This window comes from Novosphingobium tardum (genome assembly GCF_042652045.1).
Classification (GTDB): domain Bacteria; phylum Pseudomonadota; class Alphaproteobacteria; order Sphingomonadales; family Sphingomonadaceae; genus Novosphingobium; species Novosphingobium tardum.
On record NZ_JBHSDR010000008.1, the window covers coordinates 243,584 to 260,972 of the forward strand.

14 protein-coding genes and 1 tRNA gene are annotated in these 17,389 nt (G+C 64.0%); 8 read left to right on the top strand and 7 right to left on the bottom strand.

Going from position 1 to position 17,389, the window contains the following annotated elements; translation table 11 throughout:
• Positions 1–131: 131 nt before the first annotated feature.
• Positions 132–222, bottom strand: a tRNA-Ser gene (locus ACFO0A_RS15060).
• Between the two features lie 76 nt (positions 223–298).
• Between ACFO0A_RS15060 and ACFO0A_RS15065 the strand changes: the two genes are divergently transcribed.
• Together ACFO0A_RS15065 and ACFO0A_RS15070 are read left to right on the top strand one after the other, a co-directional pair.
• Positions 299–1,252, top strand: a complete 954-nt coding sequence (locus tag ACFO0A_RS15065) for a peptidylprolyl isomerase (RefSeq protein ID WP_379539963.1) — start codon at positions 299–301, stop codon at positions 1,250–1,252.
• A 28-nt stretch (positions 1,253–1,280) separates the two neighbouring features.
• Complete coding sequence (locus ACFO0A_RS15070; RefSeq protein WP_379539964.1) at positions 1,281–1,847, top strand: carboxymuconolactone decarboxylase family protein; 567 nt, start codon at positions 1,281–1,283, stop codon at positions 1,845–1,847.
• A gap of 4 nt (positions 1,848–1,851) precedes the next feature.
• Here ACFO0A_RS15070 and ACFO0A_RS15075 read toward each other — a convergent pair whose 3' ends face one another.
• A complete protein-coding gene (locus tag ACFO0A_RS15075) occupies positions 1,852–3,945 on the bottom strand; it encodes a RelA/SpoT family protein (RefSeq protein ID WP_379539966.1) in 2,094 nt (697 codons plus the stop codon).
• A 258-nt stretch (positions 3,946–4,203) separates the two neighbouring features.
• On the opposite strand from ACFO0A_RS15075, the gene chrA reads away from it, so the two are divergent.
• A complete protein-coding gene (chrA, locus tag ACFO0A_RS15080) occupies positions 4,204–5,496 on the top strand; it encodes a chromate efflux transporter (RefSeq protein WP_379539968.1) in 1,293 nt (430 codons plus the stop codon).
• Here chrA and hemF read toward each other — a convergent pair.
• On the bottom strand, positions 5,493–6,368 hold the full coding sequence (gene hemF, locus ACFO0A_RS15085; protein ID WP_379540028.1) for an oxygen-dependent coproporphyrinogen oxidase: 876 nt from the start codon (positions 6,366–6,368) through the stop codon (positions 5,493–5,495). The genes chrA and hemF overlap by 4 nt on opposite strands.
• Before the next feature lie 79 nt (positions 6,369–6,447).
• Here hemF and ACFO0A_RS15090 point away from each other — a divergent pair, with 79 nt between their 5' ends.
• The 3 genes from ACFO0A_RS15090 to ACFO0A_RS15100 all read left to right on the top strand — a co-directional run bounded on the left by ACFO0A_RS15090 (position 6,448) and on the right by ACFO0A_RS15100 (position 10,304).
• The gene (locus ACFO0A_RS15090; RefSeq protein ID WP_379539969.1) at positions 6,448–7,737 is read left to right on the top strand and encodes a class I SAM-dependent methyltransferase; all 1,290 of its coding nucleotides are present in this window, start codon (positions 6,448–6,450) and stop codon (positions 7,735–7,737) included.
• Positions 7,738–7,743: 6 nt separating this feature from the next.
• Positions 7,744–8,991, top strand: coding sequence for a class I SAM-dependent methyltransferase (locus ACFO0A_RS15095; RefSeq protein ID WP_379539971.1), 1,248 nt, complete (start codon positions 7,744–7,746; stop codon positions 8,989–8,991).
• A gap of 89 nt (positions 8,992–9,080) precedes the next feature.
• Positions 9,081–10,304 carry an argininosuccinate synthase gene (locus ACFO0A_RS15100; RefSeq protein WP_379539973.1) on the top strand — a complete coding sequence of 408 codons (1,224 nt, stop codon included), beginning with the start codon at positions 9,081–9,083 and terminating at the stop codon, positions 10,302–10,304.
• A gap of 883 nt (positions 10,305–11,187) precedes the next feature.
• Here ACFO0A_RS15100 and ACFO0A_RS15105 read toward each other — a convergent pair.
• The 4 genes from ACFO0A_RS15105 to uvrA all read right to left on the bottom strand — a co-directional run bounded on the left by ACFO0A_RS15105 (position 11,188) and on the right by uvrA (position 16,541).
• The gene (locus ACFO0A_RS15105; RefSeq protein WP_379539974.1) at positions 11,188–11,778 is read right to left on the bottom strand and encodes a hypothetical protein; all 591 of its coding nucleotides are present in this window, start codon (positions 11,776–11,778) and stop codon (positions 11,188–11,190) included.
• A 340-nt stretch (positions 11,779–12,118) separates the two neighbouring features.
• Positions 12,119–13,051 carry a hypothetical protein gene (locus tag ACFO0A_RS15110; protein WP_379539976.1) on the bottom strand — a complete coding sequence of 311 codons (933 nt, stop codon included), beginning with the start codon at positions 13,049–13,051 and terminating at the stop codon, positions 12,119–12,121.
• 87 nt (positions 13,052–13,138) lie between these two features.
• Positions 13,139–13,453 carry a hypothetical protein gene (locus ACFO0A_RS15115; RefSeq protein ID WP_379539978.1) on the bottom strand — a complete coding sequence of 105 codons (315 nt, stop codon included), beginning with the start codon at positions 13,451–13,453 and terminating at the stop codon, positions 13,139–13,141.
• Positions 13,454–13,574: 121 nt separating this feature from the next.
• Positions 13,575–16,541: an excinuclease ABC subunit UvrA gene (uvrA, locus tag ACFO0A_RS15120; protein WP_379539980.1), complete on the bottom strand. Its 2,967-nt coding sequence runs from the start codon at positions 16,539–16,541 to the stop codon at positions 13,575–13,577.
• 222 nt (positions 16,542–16,763) lie between these two features.
• On the opposite strand from uvrA, the gene ACFO0A_RS15125 reads away from it, so the two are divergent.
• Both ACFO0A_RS15125 and ACFO0A_RS15130 read left to right on the top strand, forming a co-directional pair.
• Entirely contained in the window at positions 16,764–17,096 is a 333-nt protein-coding gene (locus ACFO0A_RS15125) for a hypothetical protein (protein WP_379539981.1), read from the top strand.
• An 85-nt stretch (positions 17,097–17,181) separates the two neighbouring features.
• The gene (locus tag ACFO0A_RS15130; protein WP_379539983.1) at positions 17,182–17,388 is read left to right on the top strand and encodes a ParD-like family protein; all 207 of its coding nucleotides are present in this window, start codon (positions 17,182–17,184) and stop codon (positions 17,386–17,388) included.
• Position 17,389 lies beyond the last annotated feature (1 nt).

Below are 17,389 nucleotides of genomic sequence, written 5' to 3' on the forward strand. Positions count from 1 at the left end.
ACCCTACTCCCAACCCTACTGCCTTCGCTTGATTGCCACGAACGCAGCCGTACCCTGCCGGGCACAACAATCAGCGTCTCCCCAGATTTCCGCCATTTAGGCTGCCCAAACCCGCGGTTTTCCGTGGCCAGTGGCGGAGCGGGAGGGATTCGAACCCTCGATACGCTTTTGGCGTATACTCACTTTCCAGGCGAGCGCCTTCGACCACTCGGCCACCGCTCCGCATGCCTGACAGGAGCCGCGCCCTAGCCGTACGGCGGGGGTTCCGCAAGGCGCGTGGCTCTGTAAGGTTGGGAGAATGATCAGAGCCCTCGCGACTGTCGCCGCGCTATGTGCGCTTGTTCCGATTTGCGCCTTCGCGACCGAGCCGGCCCCGCAGCTAGCACCCGGCGAGATCGTCTCAGCCGCGTCGCAATCCGAATGGACGAGGATCGCGCCCGAGGACCTTCTCGTCATGGAACTTGCGGCCGATGCCGCCGGCAAACCGCGCCGCGTCGTCATTCAGCTAATGCCAGCGCCGTTCAGTCAGGGCTGGATCGGCAACATACGCAAGCTTGCGCGGGCCCATTGGTGGGACGGACTCAGCGTGAACCGCGTGCAGGATAATTACGTTGCCCAGTGGGGCGACGCGGATGGCGAGGACAAGGCAAAGGCCCGTGCCCTGCCGAGGGGCCTCGCGGTGATGACAGAAGATCAGTACACGGTTGGTGGAGATGCGCCGGGCTGGCAGCGGTTCAAGGACCTGACCTGGCCGCGCGGCACGATATCGAGCTACGTCGCTTTCGATCGCGGATGGCCGGTCGCCGCGGAAGGTACGCCTGATCGAGTGCAGCGCTGGCCCGTCCACTGCTATGGCATGGTGGGCGTGGGCCGCAATCTCGCACCCGACACCGGCACGGGCGCCGAGCTTTATGCAGTGATCGGGCACGCACCGCGCCATCTGGATCGCAATATCGCCTTGGTCGGGCGAGTGATCGAGGGGATCGAGAACCTGTCGTCGCTGCCGCGCGGGACGGGAGCGTTGGGGTTCTACGAGACGCCAGGCGAGAGGGCGCAAATCCTGTCCGTTCGCCTCGGCAACGAGCTGACCGCACCGTCCGCCTACGAATACCTGTCCACCGACAGCGCCTCGTTCCTGCGCTACGCGCAAGCACGCGCCAACCGCCGCGACGCGTTCTTCGTGCGGCCTGCCGGTGGGGCCGACATCTGCAATATTCCGGTCCCGGTGCGCCGCGTTCCGGCCGCGAACTGATCGCAGTCCTGCACAATGGGAGACTGACATGCGCCTTAACAGCCCGCGACTTGCACCGCTGACGGATGCCGAACTGGATACCGAGGCGGAAGCGCTGGTGGCGCCGATGCGTGCGCAGGGACGCGACTACAACGTATTCCGCACGCTTGCCCGCCATCCCGCCGCGATGAAGGCGTTCATGGGCTTCGCTTCCTACATCTTGTCCCATGAGAACTCGCTTGCGGCGCGTGAACGCGAGATACTGATCCTGAGGACGGGATTCACGTGTGGGTCTGGCTACGAATGGTCGCGCCACGTACGGATCGGCCAACACGCTGGTCTGACCGACGCCGAGATCGACGCGATAAAGCGCGGCCCGGGCGATCCATGGTCGGATGCGGACAATTCACTTCTGCGGGCGGCAGATTCGATGGTGGCCGAACACTTTATCGACGAGAGCGCGTGGCAAGCGCTGTCACGGCACTTCTCGGAGCATCAATGCATCGATGCGATCCTGACTGTCGGCCAGTATGCGATGGTCTCGACGTTCCTGAACAGCGCCGGTGTGCCGCTCGATGGCGACGTCACGCTCGATGCCGAAATGGACCGGCGCTGAGCGGTCAGATCCGCTCGGCCTGAGCAACCGCGTCGCTGGCGCGCAGCGCACTGACGATGCGCGTCAGATGGGCAAGATCGCGCACCTCAAGGTCCACTTCATATGTGTGAAACGGGTCGTCGCGCTGAGTCATCTGCAGGTTGACGACGTTTGCCTTGTTCGTGGCGAAGATCGCCGCCATCTCGGCCAGCGTGCCGGGGCGATTGTAAAGCACGGCGCGCAGGCGCCCGGTCGCGCCGTCGGTGCGCGCATCCCACGACAGGTCGAGCCAATCGGCGTCGATCCCGTTGGCCAGGGCGAGACAGTCGATCGCGTGGACTTCGACGCCCTTGCCGGGTTGGCGCAGGCCGACAATCCGATCGCCGGGCACGGGGTGGCAGCAATCGGCCAGACCGAATGCGACCCCCGGCGTCAGCCCGCGTATCGCTATGGCCCGCTGCTGTTGCGGCCAGCGATCCGGGTCCGGCAGATCTGCCGCGCTGCCGGGAACGAGCGCCTCCATTACGGCGCGGTCGTCGACCTTGGCCGAACCGATGGCAAACATCAGTTCCTCCTCGGTCCGCAGGTCGAGGCGCTTGATCGCAGCCGCAAGCGCCTTCTTGCCAATTTTTGCGGGCAGCCGTTCCACGATCTCATCGAACAGCTTCTGCCCGATCGCGGCGACTTCCTGCCGCTCCTTCTGACGCACGAACCGGCGGATCGCGGCACGCGCCTTGCCCGTGACGACGAAGCCGAGCCAAGACAATTGCGGCTCCGCATTCCGGCTCTTGATGATCTCGACGACGTCCCCATTCACAAGCTGCGTGCGCAGAGGCACGTGCCGACCGTTGATCTTGGCCCCCACGGCCGCGCTGCCGAGGTCGGTATGCACGCCAAAGGCAAAATCGATGGGAGTTGCCCCCTTGGGCAACTGGTGCAGCGCCCCTTTGGGCGTGAATGCGAAGATCCGGTCTTGGTAGATGGCGAGTTTCGTATGCTCGAGAAGCTCCTCGGCATCGTGGCTCGTGTCGAGGATCTCGATGAGGTCGCGCAGCCAGCCGACCTGCCCGTCTGGCTGGTCCCCACCCTGTTTGTAGGCCCAGTGCGCAGCCAAGCCGAATTCGTTGGTGCGATGCATCTCGGCGGTCTTGATCTGCACTTCGACGCGCATCGAGTTGCGGTAGATCAGCGACGTATGCAGGCTGCGATAGCCGTTGATCTTGGGGGTCGAGAGGTAGTCCTTGAAGCGACCCGGGATCATTTGCCACGCCTGATGGATCACCCCAAGGGCCGTGTAACAGTCCGCCGCAGTTTCGGTGATGACGCGAAACGCCATGATATCGGTAATCTGCTCGAAGCTGACGTGGCGTTCCGCCATCTTTCTCCAGATCGAATAGGGATGCTTTTCGCGGCCGGTCACTTCGACCTTGAGCCCCGCCTCGGCCAGCGCTTGCTTGAGTGAAAGCGCGATGGCGTCGACCTGGCCGCCTTCCTGGCTGCGGATCTGGGCCAACCGGCCCGTTATCGTGGCGTAGGCCTCCGGCTCGAGCTGCTCGAACGCGAGGAGTTGCATCTCGCGCATGTATTCGTACATGCCCACCCGCTCGGCCAGCGGGGCATAGATATCCATCGTCTCGCGCGCGATGCGCTGGCGCTTCTCGGCGCTCTTGATGAAGTGCAAGGTGCGCATGTTGTGAAGTCGATCGGCCAGCTTCACGAGGAGGACGCGCAAATCCTCGCTCATCGCCAGGAGGAATTTGCGCAGGTTCTCGGCTGCCCGCTCGTTTTCCGTCAGTGTCTCGATCTTCGAGAGCTTGGTGACCCCATCGACGAGGCGCGCAACTTCGGGGCCGAAAAGACGTTCGACCTCGTCGATCGTGGCTAGAGTATCTTCAACTGTGTCGTGCAGCAGCGCAGTAATAATCGTTTCCTGATCGAGCTTGAGCTCGGTCATCAGGCCCGCAACCTCGACGGGATGGCTGAAATACGGGTCCCCGCTCGCCCGCTTCTGGGTGCCATGCTTCTGGACAGTGTAAACGTACGCGCGGTTCAGCATCGCCTCGTCGGCGTCTGGATCATACGCTTTGACGCGTTCGACGAGTTCGTACTGGCGCAGCATCTAGTCCTAGATGGAGTGAACGGGGGTGAAAGGGCAAGCTGCTTCGTCGGACAATTGCCGCGGCTGCGAAGAATTTCGGCGATTGGATGGCCGGCGCTTGACGCAGGGGCTGGCGGTGCGCAACTCATGGCATTCCGGGGCAAGGCAGTCTCCCGGTCAGGCGTCCCCGCCCAAGCATTGCCGCATTGCAACCCGGCCGGCGTCTTGGTGCCGTGCGGGCATGGGGACGGTATGAATACGACACCAACTTTTACGGAAATGGTTCGCGCCTTCGCGCGGATCGGTTGTCTCAGCTTCGGCGGGCCGGCTGGCCAGATCGCGCTCATGCACCAGGATATCGTCGACCGCCACTGCTGGGTCGAGGAAGACCAGTTCCTTCGCGCACTCAATTTCTGTCACCTTCTGCCCGGGCCGGAAGCACAGCAACTGGCGACCTGGATCGGTTGGAAGTTGCACGGGCTGCGCGGGGGACTTGCTGCAGGTCTGCTGTTCGTGGTCCCCGGCGCGCTGGTCATCCTGGCCCTTTCGCTTCTCTACGTGCAGGCCGCTGGGCTTTCGTGGTTCGGTGCCCTGTTCGTAGGGATCAAGGCGGCAGTCTTGGCGCTCGTCGTGCAGGCGCTGCTGCGTGTCGCGGGCCGGGCGCTCAACACCGGTTTCAAGCGCTGGCTTGCAGTGGCCGCATTCGTTGCGCTGTTTGCGCTCGACCTGCCCTTCCCGCTGGTCGTGCTGGGTGCAGGGGTCGTTGGCATCGTGGTGGCCGGGCGCAACCCTGCCCTTCTAGCATTGAAGCCTGTTTCCCCTTCGGCGGAGCAACCGGGCATCCATGCACTCGCCGTCCGCACGGTTGGGGTCGTCGCGATCTGGCTGGCGATCTGGCTCGCCCCACTGGCAGCAATTGCCGTAGCCCTTGGGCCGCAACACGTCCTGGTCTCGATCGGCACGTTCTTCGCCAAGCTGGCGGTCGTCACCTTCGGCGGCGCCTATGCGGTTCTTGCCTACATGGCGCAGGAGGCAGTCAACACGCACCATTGGCTGACGACCGGCGAGATGGCCGACGGCCTCGGCCTCGCTGAATCGACTCCCGGCCCGCTCATCATGGTCACTCAGTTCGTCGGCTTTATAGGGGCGTGGCGGTCACCAGCGCCGTTCACCCCACTAGGTGCGGGCCTGATCGGCGCAGCACTGACGACCTGGATGACATTTGCGCCGTGCTTCCTGTGGATCCTCGCCGCCGCACCGTGGATGGAGCGGCTCGAGCACGCCCGCCGTCTTCAGGGCGGGCTGTCGGCGCTGACCGCAGCGGTGGTTGGCGTCATCGCCAGCCTGGCTGCCTGGTTCGGGCTGCACGTCCTGTTCGTCGAGCATCGCACCGTCGACCTTGGCTTCAGGATCATCGACGCGCCCGTCTTGTCCAGCCTCGATCCCGTGGCCGCCAGTCTCACCGTCCTCGCCTTCGTCCTGCTGTTCGCGAGCAAGCGCGGGGTGGCAATGACCCTGGCGCTATGCGGTGTCGCGGGCGTTGTGGCCGGGGCGATGCTGGGCTCGGCCTAGTTCCATTCAGCCTGAGGCGGCAGGCTCATAAGGATTGCATCGACATTCCCGCCGGTCTTGAGGCCGAACAGGGTGCCGCGGTCGTAAACAAGGTTGAACTCGGCGTAGCGACCGCGCCACTCAAGCTGCTGGCGCTTCTCTTCCGGCGTGAAACCGAGCCCCATCCGGCGGCGCACGATCCGTGGAAACACCTCGAGGAAGGCCTCGCCAACGTCGCGGGTGAACGCGAAGTTCTGTTCGAAGGCCCCCGCGCTGTCACATTCCAGATGATCGTAGAATATTCCTCCGACCCCGCGGTGCACCTTGCGATGGGGGATGTAAAAATACTCGTCGGCCCAGGCCTTAAACCGATCGTAATAATCGCTCCCGTGCCGGTCGCAGGCCGCCTTGAACGCAGCATGGAATTCGGCCGTGTCTTCTTCATACGGTAGCGGCGGATTGAGGTCGGCGCCGCCGCCGAACCAGGCCTTGCTCGTAGTGAGGAACCGCGTGTTCATGTGCACTGCCGGCACGTGCGGGTTGGCCATGTGCGCGACAAGGCTGATGCCCGTGGCGGTGAACGATGTGTTGTCTTCGCCCGCGCCATGAATGGTTTTTGCGAAATCGGGAGCGAAGGCTCCTCCGACGGTGGAGACGTTTACCCCCACTTTCTCGAACACCTGGCCTTTCATCACGCCGCGCACCCCGCCGCCGCCATCTTCGCCCGGTACTTCCGAATCCCGGCGCCAGGGAGTGTATTCGAATGCGGCGTCGCTTCCGGCTTCACGCTCGATCGCCTCGAACGCGGTGCAGATGCGGTCGCGAAGGCTCTCGAACCAGATGCGGGCGTTATCGGTTTCTGCCGCCCAAGCGGCTGTGGTGCGGTTGGTCATGCGCGCGCCTTTGCCGATCCCGTCGCCGAGCGCAATATTCTGCTTGCCTGAGATGACGCCGCCCATAGACTTCCGGCCCATGTGGCTCCTCGACAAGATGCTCAGCCGACTGATCCGCAAGGGCCAGCTCATCGTCACCGATCACGACGGAAAGGTTTACACATACGGCCCCGGGGGTGATGGCGAGCCGATCCGGATCGCGCTGACCGACAAGCGTGCCGCCAATCACATCGCAAGATATCCCCAGGTCGGCGCGGGCGAAGCCTATATGAATGGCTGGCTGGTGATCGAGCCGCCGCACGACATCCGCGACATGGTCCTTTTCGTCACTTCGAACGGAAGGGGCGACGACCCGACCTTCAAACCGCAAGGCGCACTGCGCAAGGCGGCGGCCTACCTTGCCGCGCGGGCGGACAGCTTCAATCCGAAGGGCAAGGCGCGCCGAAACGCGGAGCATACCTACAATCTCACTCGCCGGCTCTACGAACTGTTCCTCGACGAGGACCGGCAATACACGATGGCCTACTACCGCGATCCGGCAGTCAGCCTGGAACAGGCGCAGCTCGACAAGAAGGCGCATATCGCGGCGAAGCTGGCGCTCGACCCGGCGACAAGTTCAGGCAAGCGAGTGCTCGACATCGGCTGCGGCTGGGGCGGCCTAGCGCTCTATCTGCACAAGCACTACGACGTCGATGTGCTGGGAGTGGCGTTGGCGCCGGACCAGATCGAATTCTGCCGCGAGCGCGCCGCCGAACTGGGCGTATCAAACCGCGTGAAGTTCGAGCTGATGGATTATCGCGACGTCACCGGCACATTCGACCGGATCACCAGCGTCGGGCTGCTGGAGCACGTGGGCACGCCGCAATATCCCGGCTTCTTCGAGCATACCCATCGGCTGCTTGCCAACGATGGCGTCATGTTCAGTCACTGCTGCGGGCGCACGGGCCCGCCCGGCACGACGGATGCCTGGACGCGCAAGTACATATTCCCCGGCGGCTACATCCCCGCGTTGTCCGAACTCGTCACGGAAAGCGAAAAGGCCGGGTGGCAGGTAATGGACGTGGAAGCGATGCGCTTCCACTACTCGCATACGCTGGAGGAATGGTACCGGCGTACGGTGCAGCACAAGGACGAGATCGTATCGCTTTATGACGAGAAGTTCTTCCGCATGTGGGAGTTCTATCTCGTCGGCGCCGAACAGTCTTTCCGCCACGGCAACATGGTCAACTGGCAGATCCAGTACGTGAAGCAGCGGGATGCGATCCCGATGACGCGCGACTACATGGTCGAGGAAAGCGCCCGCCTTCGCGCGAGCGACGTGGCGCCAGCCTGGCACTTGGCTGCTGAAATGCGCGACGCGGCGGAATAAATCGCGATGAGCAAGAGCCTGTTCGACCGGCTGCTCGGCCGGGTGGTCACGCGCGGCCGTCTCGAGGTGGTCGATGCGGCCGGCGCACTCCATGCCTTCGGCGTTCCCGAGCCCGGCTTTCCCGAGGTGCGCATCCGGCTGACCGACGCGAAGGTCGCGCGGGACATCCTGCTCGACCCGCGGCTCGGCGCCGGCGAGGCTTTCATGGATGGGCGCCTCGTCATCGAGCAGGGCGACGTGATGGCGCTGGTGCAACTCCTGCGCGCCAATCGGCCATGGGAGGTCGGGGCCAAGCTGCACAAGCCAGGTCCAGTGCGTGGCGCGATCCGGCGCGCGAAGGCCTTTGCCGATGGCTTCAACGAAGCGCGGCGATCGAAGGACAACGTCGCGCATCACTATGACATCGGCAACGACCTTTACCGGCTGATGCTCGATGCCGGGTACATGCAGTACTCCTGCGCCTACTGGCCGCACGACGGAATGACCCTGGACGAGGCGCAGGAGGCCAAGCTTGCCCACATCGCCGCCAAGCTCGCGCTTGAGCCAGGCCAGCAGGTTCTCGACATCGGCTGCGGCTGGGGAGGCATGGCGATCTACCTTGCCCGCCATGCCGATGTCCGCGTGCTCGGCGTGACCCTAAGCCAAGAGCAACTTGCGCTGGCCCGCACCCGCGCCGCCGAGGCGGGAGTGGCCGACCGCGTTCGCTTCGAACTGACCGACTACCGCGCCCTGCCCGCCACCGGCGCCCGCTTCGACAGGATCGTCTCGGTCGGGATGTTCGAGCATGTCGGGCGTCCGCAGTTCGGGGAATTCTTCCGCACCGCTGCCCGGCTGCTGACCGACGACGGGGTGATGCTGCTCCACACGATCGGGCGGATGGGAAGCCCCGGAAGCACAGACGCCTTTACCCGCAAGTACATCTTCCCTGGCGGCTACATCCCCGCGCTGTCCGAGACCGTCGCGGCGAGCGAGAAGGTCCGCCTGATCGCAACCGACGTCGAGACACTGCGCCTCCACTACGCCCTCACCCTCAGGGCCTGGTACGACCGCTGCATGGCCAACCGGGCGGCGATCGAGGCGATGTACGATGCCCGCTTCTTCCGGATGTGGACCTTCTACCTCGCCGGGGCGACCGCCGCTTTCGAGAGCGGGGGAATGTGCAACTACCAGATCCAGTACGCCCGGGATCGCCACGCCCTACCCTTGGCGCGAGACTACATCGCCGCCGGCGAGCAGCGCCTGCTGGCCGACTGACCGCCCGCCCCGCCGCCGAATCCGTTGCGATGGGCTGCCGCGGCTGTTAGGCGGCGCGCCTTTCCCAGCCCTTTCGCGGAGACTGCCCCGTGGCCTCGCATCCCGACATCAAGCGCGTCGTTCTTGCCTATTCGGGCGGGCTCGACACCAGCGTCATCCTCAAGTGGCTGCAGGTCACCTACAACTGCGAGGTGGTGACCTTCACCGCCGATCTCGGCCAGGGCGAGGAGCTGGCCCCCGCCCGGGCCAAGGCCGAGCTCATGGGCGTGCGCCCGGAACACATCTACATCGACGACCTGCGCGAGGAGTTCGTCCGCGACTTCGTGTTCCCGATGATGCGCGCCAATGCGCGGTACGAGGGCGACTACCTGCTCGGCACCTCCATCGCCCGCCCGCTCATTTCGAAGCGGCTGGTCGAGATCGCGCACGAAACCGGGGCCGACGCGGTCGCCCATGGCGCCACCGGCAAGGGCAACGACCAGGTCCGCTTCGAGCTGTCGGCATACGCGCTCGATCCGGGCATCAAGGTCATCGCTCCGTGGCGCGAATGGGACCTCACCAGCCGCACCGCGCTGATCGCCTGGGCCGAGGCGCACCAGATCCCGGTGCCCAAGGACAAGCGCGGCGAAAGCCCGTTCTCGACCGACGCCAACCTCCTCCACACCAGCAGCGAGGGCAAGGTGCTGGAAGACCCGTGGGAGGAAGTGCCCGACTACGTCTATTCACGCACCGCGAACCCCGAGGATGCGCCGGACACCCCTGAATACATCACGATCGACTTCGCCGCGGGCGACGGCGTGGCGCTGAACGGCGAGGCGATGAGCCCCGCCACCCTGCTCGCCGCGCTGAACGAGCTTGGCCGCAAGCACGGCATCGGCCGGCTCGACCTGGTCGAGAACCGCTTCGTCGGGATGAAGAGCCGCGGCATGTACGAGACCCCGGGCGGCGAGATCTACGCCGTGGCGCACCGCGGGATCGAACAGATCACGCTCGATCGCGGCGCGGCCCACCTCAAGGACGAGCTGATGCCCAAGTACGCCGAGCTCATCTACAACGGCTTCTGGTTCTCGCCGGAGCGCGAGATGCTCCAGGCGGCGATCGATCACAGCCAGGCCAAGGTCAACGGCACCGTCCGGCTCAAGCTCTACAAGGGCCTGGCCCAGGTCGTCGGCCGCAGATCGCCCGACAGCCTCTATTCGGAAGCGCACGTCACGTTCGAGGACGACGCCGGGGCCTACGACCAGAAGGACGCGGCGGGCTTCATCAAGCTCAACGCGCTCCGGTTGCGCCTCCTTGCCCAAAGGGATCGCTGAACCCTTCGCCGCAGTTTTCCACCGCCAAGTCGCGGCCTGTGGATAAGTGCGCATTTTTCTGCTTGCGCGACTCGGAGACGAGGCGCAGCATCCATTCATCGAGACGGAAGAAAGCCACTGCAGATCACGGCGCAAGCCGCTGAAAAACAGGAACTTTCCAACGCGACGGTTACTGGTCTGAGCAGGAAGCTGCGGGACGAATTCCAAGCCTTCGGGCAAACGAAAACGTTCAACGCGCCGAACGCGAAAGACCGGGTAAGGACCGCTGCCGGCGGGTGAAAATGCAGACGACGAAGCACGGCTTTCGGGCCATGCCGAAATCGAAAGCGGATGCACCTGCGGCAGGGGTCCCGATCCTTCCCGCGGGGATACCGGCTCTTCAACGATCCGGCGTGTCCACGGAAACGATCGACGCCGGCCATGCCAGCGGATCGATGGTTGCCGACCCTTTTGGGTTGCTGGAACGGTTGCGACGGATAGCAGCGGGGAATGCCTTGGCACGAACCGCAGCGGCCAAGGAGTTTCGTACTCCAAAGGCGATCCGTTTCCTCCCAACCAGAGTGGCAGCCGAAAATCGGTGCAAGGCCAGCAGGCGAGAGTGGGGCCCGGAAGCAATTCCGGGCCCCATTTGCGTTCGCCGCCCGCGTCGCGCCCCCTTCCCCGCCGCGCGCTGCCAACACCTTGGCCCGCACCCCGGCCAGGGTGACAGAAGTTACACCTGTCACCCTCGCCGTCACCGCGCGCGAGCCCGCGGAACCGTGTGGTAAATCGCCCCGCGGGTGACGGTTCGCGCGCGGGGAGAAAAAGAAATCCCGTTGCGCGGGTGCGACACGATCTTGCGCGAGCGGGCGCGCGGCGGCGAGACCCGGGCGAGGCATGGCCTTCAGCGCCGCTCGTCCGCGGGCAGCGCCTCGGCGGCGTTGGCGGCGTACCAGCTTCGCTGGGCGACGAAGCGGTCCTGGTCGCGGATCCCCTCGCCCACATCGCTGCCCAGGGCGAAGTTCGCGCCGGGCAGCGTCTCGTCGTCCTCCCAGTCGAGGCTGGCGCACTCGATCCGTTCGAGCAGGCGGTCGAAATGCTCGCCGCTGTACTCGCGCGCGATCGGGTGGCGGCCGATCTTCCACGGGTTGTCGAGGATCCAGGTGGAAAGCCGCTCGTCATAGTGGCGCGAGGTGCCGACCTGCTCGCCGTGGTAGAAGTGCGGCACCTCCACCCCGTTGACCGCGCGGTCGAGCACGGCGTGGGCAAGCTGCTGCAGCCCCGCCTCCAGCGCGACCTCCCAGCCGAGCGAAAAGGGCGTGTTGGCAAGGCGGTTGCGCAGGCGATAGGCCGACTGCCGGCTCATCCCCACCGAGCGCGCCGCCTGCGACACCGACTGGCACGCGGCCAGCTCGCGCAGGAAGGCTACCATCTTGGGGCGCGTCCACTCGTCATGGCGCGGCTTGCGGCGGGGGGAAGGAAGGGTCTGGACCATCGGTTCTGGCTCACGTGGCTGCGGGAGGGAGAACCGGGTTCCTTATGCTTGGTGCGGGGCTGTAGGACAGGGGGAAATGATTCGCCCTTTAGGATCTACGAGGTTGCGAACGACATTCTCTACCTGTGATGAGATCGCAGAAAAATCTCAGAGCATTTACACAGCCGGCTTCCGCTGGGCCTTGACGCGCCTCTCCCCATCAAATGCAGCATTTATCCTGCGCCGCGTAACATCAATAGCGACCGCGACTCCCAAAGAGCCTTCACTGCCCTCTCGGCGAGGCCAAAGTTTTGGTCGATTGGGATGCTGATCATCCAATATCGAATCTAGGGTCAGCGGCTTATCGTACATCCGCACCTCCTTCTGGCCGATCTTGGCCGGACGTACGCTCTAGGAATCGACGATTCAACTCTGGAGGAAAATAATGCTTTCTCTTGACCCACACGAATCCTTCCGCCTTCGAAAGAACCGCAACGTCGATTGGCCCACCTACCGTTTCAAATCCACGGGTTACGCGACGCTTTATCGATGTTAAGTCAACCAGCGCCTCCGCCATTCTAGCCAACTCTGGCTTCGGCATGAATTCCACCATCTCATCGATCTCCGCCTCGGATTCTCGACGAATTGAGTCGAAACTCTCCGAGACAAGCCCATCCAAGAACGCCTTCTCAGCAGCCTTTGCCTGGCCCTCAAGGGCGTCCTTATCGATCGGATCAATCACCAACTGGTCCAAAAGATTCTCTCTAATCGAGGGGAGAGATTTCTCGCAAAAACGAGCAATATCGCTGCGAATTCCTTGATCAAGCCCGTAAAGAAAACGCTCAACCATTTCTTTCTGTGCAAACGGCAACACTTTTGCCCTTACACCAACTCGATCAATATCAATTACATCGTGAGTAGCATATTTGAGCTTATTTCCAACTATTCCGAAAATGGTATAATGGACAAGAGTAGGAAATATTTCTTCCGACCCAAATCCAGCAACCACTACCCCCGTTTCTGATGGCCCGAACTGCTTCACCAATGCCAAATTAGCAATCGAACTTAAGACAGAAACTTGCTCCCCATCAAGATCTGGCAGAACCTCTTCTTTCAAATCATCAAATACTGCGTCAAAAATCTGTTGATCGAGGTCATCACCTATTTCAATCACTTCAGCATCCGCGAGCCTACCAAGAGCATACTCCATAACCCTCAACTGAAGATTAGTTGCAGCCTCCTTCTCGTCCTCCCATTTTGGTAAAGGCTCTTCTTTATTTCTGTCCGGGTCCATTATCCTTTCCAAGACCGCATCACGGACACGCTCTTGGAGTCGAACGAAAAGTGGGCGAAGCAGGCGCTCCAGATAATCTGCCTTAACTTACTGAGGTGAGCTCACCCCAAATTTTGTTAAGAATGACAGAAATTCCTTTGAGGCTTCTACAACTGTCCGAAAATCACCTGCGATCTTACCTCTAAAATCCTTAATTAGAACCGGCAGAGGGGCTTGTGAAAAGTTCATATCGCCGTTAACCATGACAGCCACGGGCACCGACGTCGATAATTCAAACAACTTATCTGCGGAGTCGAAAATCTTCTGTTGACTACTGCCCGAAGAGATTGTCACTGCGCTATCAGCGGCTAGAGCTACAGCAGCTTTATTTAATATTGCCACTTCTGCCGTCATCTTGGGCACCTCCCGATTTGAACGGCATCTTTCAGGAGTTCCTGCGCAATTTCAAGTGCTTCATCCTGTTATGCACCGTAGCGATAGTGGGGGGATTGGACGGACCGACTAAGGTCAACTTCCGTCACCCCTAAGCCGCCGCCCGCTTCCGCCGCGTCTTGACCGGGGCTTCCTCCACCACCGGCGCGGGTTGGCGGGCGAGGAGTGGGCCGAGGTATTCGCCGGTCACGCTGCGCGGTTCCTTCACCACCTGTTCGGGGGTGCCTTCGGCAACCACCTCGCCGCCGCGCACGCCGCCGCCGGGGCCGAGGTCAATGATCCAGTCGGCGGTCTTGATCACGTCCAGGTTATGCTCGATCACCACGACCGAGTTGCCCTGGTTGACCAGGCGGTGGAGCACTTCGAGGAGCTTGCGCACGTCCTCGAAGTGGAGGCCGGTCGTCGGCTCGTCGAGGATGTACAGCGTCTGCCCGGTGGAGCGGCGGCTGAGTTCCTTGGCCAGCTTCACCCGCTGCGCCTCGCCGCCTGAAAGCGTGGTCGCCTGCTGGCCCACCTTGACGTATCCCAGCCCCACTTCGTTGAGCATGTGCATCTTGTCGCGGATCGAGGGGACGGCCTTGAAGAAGACTTCGGCATCCTCGATCGTCATGTCGAGCACGTCGGCGATCGAGTGGCCCTTGAACTTCACCTCCAGCGTCTCGCGGTTGTAGCGCTTGCCGCCGCATTCCTCGCAGGTGACGTAAACGTCGGGGAGGAAGTGCATCTCGATCTTGATCAGCCCGTCGCCCTGGCACACCTCGCAGCGGCCGCCCTTCACGTTGAAGCTGAACCGGCCCGGCTTGTACCCGCGCTCCGCGCTTTCGGGCAGGCCGGCGAACCAGTCGCGGATCTGGGTGAAGGCGCCGGTGTAGGTCGCCGGGTTGGAGCGCGGGGTGCGGCCGATCGGCGACTGGTCGATCTCGATCACCTTGTCGCAGTATTCGAGGCCGGTGATCCTGTCGTGCGCGCCGGCGATCACTCGCGCGCCGTTCAATGCGCGCGCCGCCCCGGCGTGGAGCGTGTCGATGGTAAGCGAGGACTTGCCGCTGCCCGATACCCCGGTGATGCAGGTGAAGGTGCCGAGCGGGATGCTCGTCGTCACGTTGCGCAGGTTGTTGGCGCGTGCGCCGTGGATCGTCAGCTTGTGGCCGTTGCCCTTGCGGCGCCTGGCCGGCACCGCGATCGTGCGGCGGCCGGACAGGTACTGGCCGGTGAGCGAGTGTTCGGCGCCGAGGATGTCGGCGAGCGCCCCTTGCGCCACGATCTCGCCCCCGTGGACCCCGGCGCCGGGGCCGAGATCGACGATGTGGTCGGCGGTGCGGATCGCGTCCTCGTCATGCTCGACCACGATCACCGTGTTGCCGAGGTCGCGCAGCCGGCGCAGCGTGGCGAGCAGCATGTCGTTGTCGCGCTGGTGGAGGCCGATGCTCGGCTCGTCGAGGACGTAGAGCACGCCCGACAGCCCGCTGCCGATCTGGCTGGCGAGGCGGATGCGCTGGCTTTCGCCCCCCGAGAGCGTACCTGAAGTGCGGTCGAGGTTCAGGTAATCGAGCCCGACATTGTCGAGAAACCCCAGCCGCGCGTTGATTTCCTTGAGGATGGCGTGGGCGATCTGCTGCTGCTGCGGGCCGAGCTGGGCCTCGAGCCCGGCGAACCAGGCCTTCGCGTCGCTGACCGAGTAGCGCACCGGCACCGAGATGTCGGCGCCAGCGACCTTCACGCTCAACGCCTCGGGCTTGAGCCGGGCGCCGTGGCAGGTCTCGCACGGCTGCGCGGTCTGGTACTTGCCCAGCTCCTCGCGCATCCACGCGCTCTCGGTCTGAAGCATGCGGCGGTTGAGGTTGCCGATCACCCCTTCGAAGCTCTTGCGGACGGTGTAGGACTTGCGCCCGTCCTTGAAGGTGAGCGGGATGGCGCGGCCCTTGGTCCCGAACAAGATCGCCTCGTGCACGCTTTCGGGCAGATCCTGCCACGGGGTGTCGAGGCTGAAGCCGAACTCCGCGCCCAGGCTGGCGAGGACCTGCATGTAGTAGGGCGACGGCGGGTTGGACTTGGCCCAGGGCACGACCGCGCCCTTCTTCAGCGACAGCGCCTCGTTGGGCACGACGAGCTGGGGATCGAACAGCAGCTTCTCGCCCAGCCCGTCGCACGCCGGGCAGGCGCCCTGCGGCGCGTTGAACGAGAACAGCCGGGGCTCGATCGCCTCGAGCGTGAAGCCCGAGACGGGGCAGGCGAACTTTTCGGAGAAGACGATGCGGTTGGCGGGCAGCCCGGTGCCCTTCATCGCCCCGCCGGCCGCGTTCGGGCCGCTCTCCCCCTCGTCGCGCCCCGGCACGTTGCCGTCGGCAAGGTCGATGTAGGCCAGCCCCTCGGCCAGCTTGAGCGCCTGCTCGAAACTGTCGGCAAGGCGGGTCTCGATCCCTTCGCGCACCGCGATCCGGTCGACCACCACCTCGATGTCGTGCTTGTACTTCTTGTCGAGCGCGGGGGCGTCCTCGATCGCGTAGAATTCTCCGTCGATGCGCACCCGGGTGAAGCCGGCCTTCTGCCATTCGGCCAGCTCCTTGCGGTATTCGCCCTTGCGCCCGCGCACCACCGGGGCGAGCAGGTAGGCGCGCGTGCCCTCGGGCAGGGCCATCACCCGGTCGACCATGTTGGACACGGTCTGCGCCTCGATCGGCAGGCCGGTGGCGGGGGAATAGGGCACCCCCACCCGCGCCCACAGCAGGCGCATGTAGTCGTAGATCTCGGTCACCGTGGCGACGGTCGAGCGCGGGTTGCGGCTGGTGGTCTTCTGCTCGATCGAGATCGCGGGAGAGAGCCCGTCGATATGCTCGACGTCGGGCTTCTGCATCATCTCGAGGAACTGGCGGGCATAGGCCGACAGGCTCTCGACATAGCGACGCTGCCCCTCGGCATAGATCGTGTCGAACGCGAGGCTCGACTTGCCGCTGCCGGACAGGCCGGTAATCACGATCAGGCTGTCGCGGGGGAGATCGATGTCGATCCCCTTGAGATTGTGCTCGCGCGCGCCGCGCACGGAGATTTGGCTCAGCATAAGCGCGTTTGTTCCAGATTTGTTCGCGGAAGACAAGGGACGCGGGAAGCGCGCCCCACAGATGGGTGCCGATGCCCGATCCACAAGGCCCCCTGCCCCGCGCGCGAGCGCCCGGACGAGGCCGGCCCGCGACGAGCCGCATGGCTGGCGACCCTCCTGTTTATCCCGCCTTAACCAGCCGAGCCCGAGATTGCGGCGAGGAAAAAGGGGGGTCACGCCATCATGATCAGGTCAATGTTTGCCTGCGCGTTCGCGCTGGGCGCCATCACCGTATCGGGCACCGCCATGGCCGACGATCCGCGCGACCCGACGATGCGCAGCGCCGAGGCGCGGGCGCGCGACAAGGCGATCATCAAGCGCCTCAACCAGCAGGAGCTCGCCCGCGTCCGCGCCCGCGACGCCCGCTATGCCCAGGGCTGGGCAGAATATCGCAAAAACGGCGGGCGCGCGCAGGTGGCCGAGGCCGACGAGGCCCGCTACCAGCGCCAGATGGCCGAATGGCGCCGCGCGGTCGCGGCGTGCAACGCCGGTCACTACGAGTATTGCGCGCGGTAGCGAACCGCCGCGCCGGGCGCCCCCTTGAACGGGATATACGGATCGTCTATCGACCGTATATGGATCACCTGTTTCGAGGACAAGCATGGGCATCGTGAAGATCGACGGAGAGCTTCATGAGGAGGCCCGTCGGGCGAGTTCGGTCATGTGCCGCTCGATCAATGCCCAGGCCGAATTCTGGATGAAGATCGGGATGCTGGCCGAGGCCAACCCGACGCTGTCGTTCAACGAGATCGTCCGGCAGCAGTTCGGCGCCGCACAGGTCTGCACGAACCGCGTCGCGGCAGCCTGAA

Excerpts from the sequence above, each read along its gene's own strand:
- ACFO0A_RS15065 (WP_379539963.1), top strand. The coding sequence starts at position 299 with ATGATCAGAGCCCTCGCGACTGTCGCCGCGCTATGTGCGCTTGTTCCG.
- ACFO0A_RS15070 (WP_379539964.1), top strand. The coding sequence starts at position 1,281 with ATGCGCCTTAACAGCCCGCGACTTGCACCGCTGACGGATGCCGAACTG.
- ACFO0A_RS15075 (WP_379539966.1), bottom strand. The coding sequence starts at position 3,945 with ATGCTGCGCCAGTACGAACTCGTCGAACGCGTCAAAGCGTATGATCCA.
- chrA (WP_379539968.1), top strand. The coding sequence starts at position 4,204 with ATGGTTCGCGCCTTCGCGCGGATCGGTTGTCTCAGCTTCGGCGGGCCG.
- hemF (WP_379540028.1), bottom strand. The coding sequence starts at position 6,368 with ATGACCAACCGCACCACAGCCGCTTGGGCGGCAGAAACCGATAACGCC.
- ACFO0A_RS15090 (WP_379539969.1), top strand. The coding sequence starts at position 6,448 with ATGTGGCTCCTCGACAAGATGCTCAGCCGACTGATCCGCAAGGGCCAG.
- ACFO0A_RS15095 (WP_379539971.1), top strand. The coding sequence starts at position 7,744 with ATGAGCAAGAGCCTGTTCGACCGGCTGCTCGGCCGGGTGGTCACGCGC.
- ACFO0A_RS15105 (WP_379539974.1), bottom strand. The coding sequence starts at position 11,778 with ATGGTCCAGACCCTTCCTTCCCCCCGCCGCAAGCCGCGCCATGACGAG.
- ACFO0A_RS15110 (WP_379539976.1), bottom strand. The coding sequence starts at position 13,051 with ATGGACCCGGACAGAAATAAAGAAGAGCCTTTACCAAAATGGGAGGAC.
- uvrA (WP_379539980.1), bottom strand. The coding sequence starts at position 16,541 with ATGCTGAGCCAAATCTCCGTGCGCGGCGCGCGCGAGCACAATCTCAAG.
- ACFO0A_RS15125 (WP_379539981.1), top strand. The coding sequence starts at position 16,764 with ATGATCAGGTCAATGTTTGCCTGCGCGTTCGCGCTGGGCGCCATCACC.
- ACFO0A_RS15130 (WP_379539983.1), top strand. The coding sequence starts at position 17,182 with ATGGGCATCGTGAAGATCGACGGAGAGCTTCATGAGGAGGCCCGTCGG.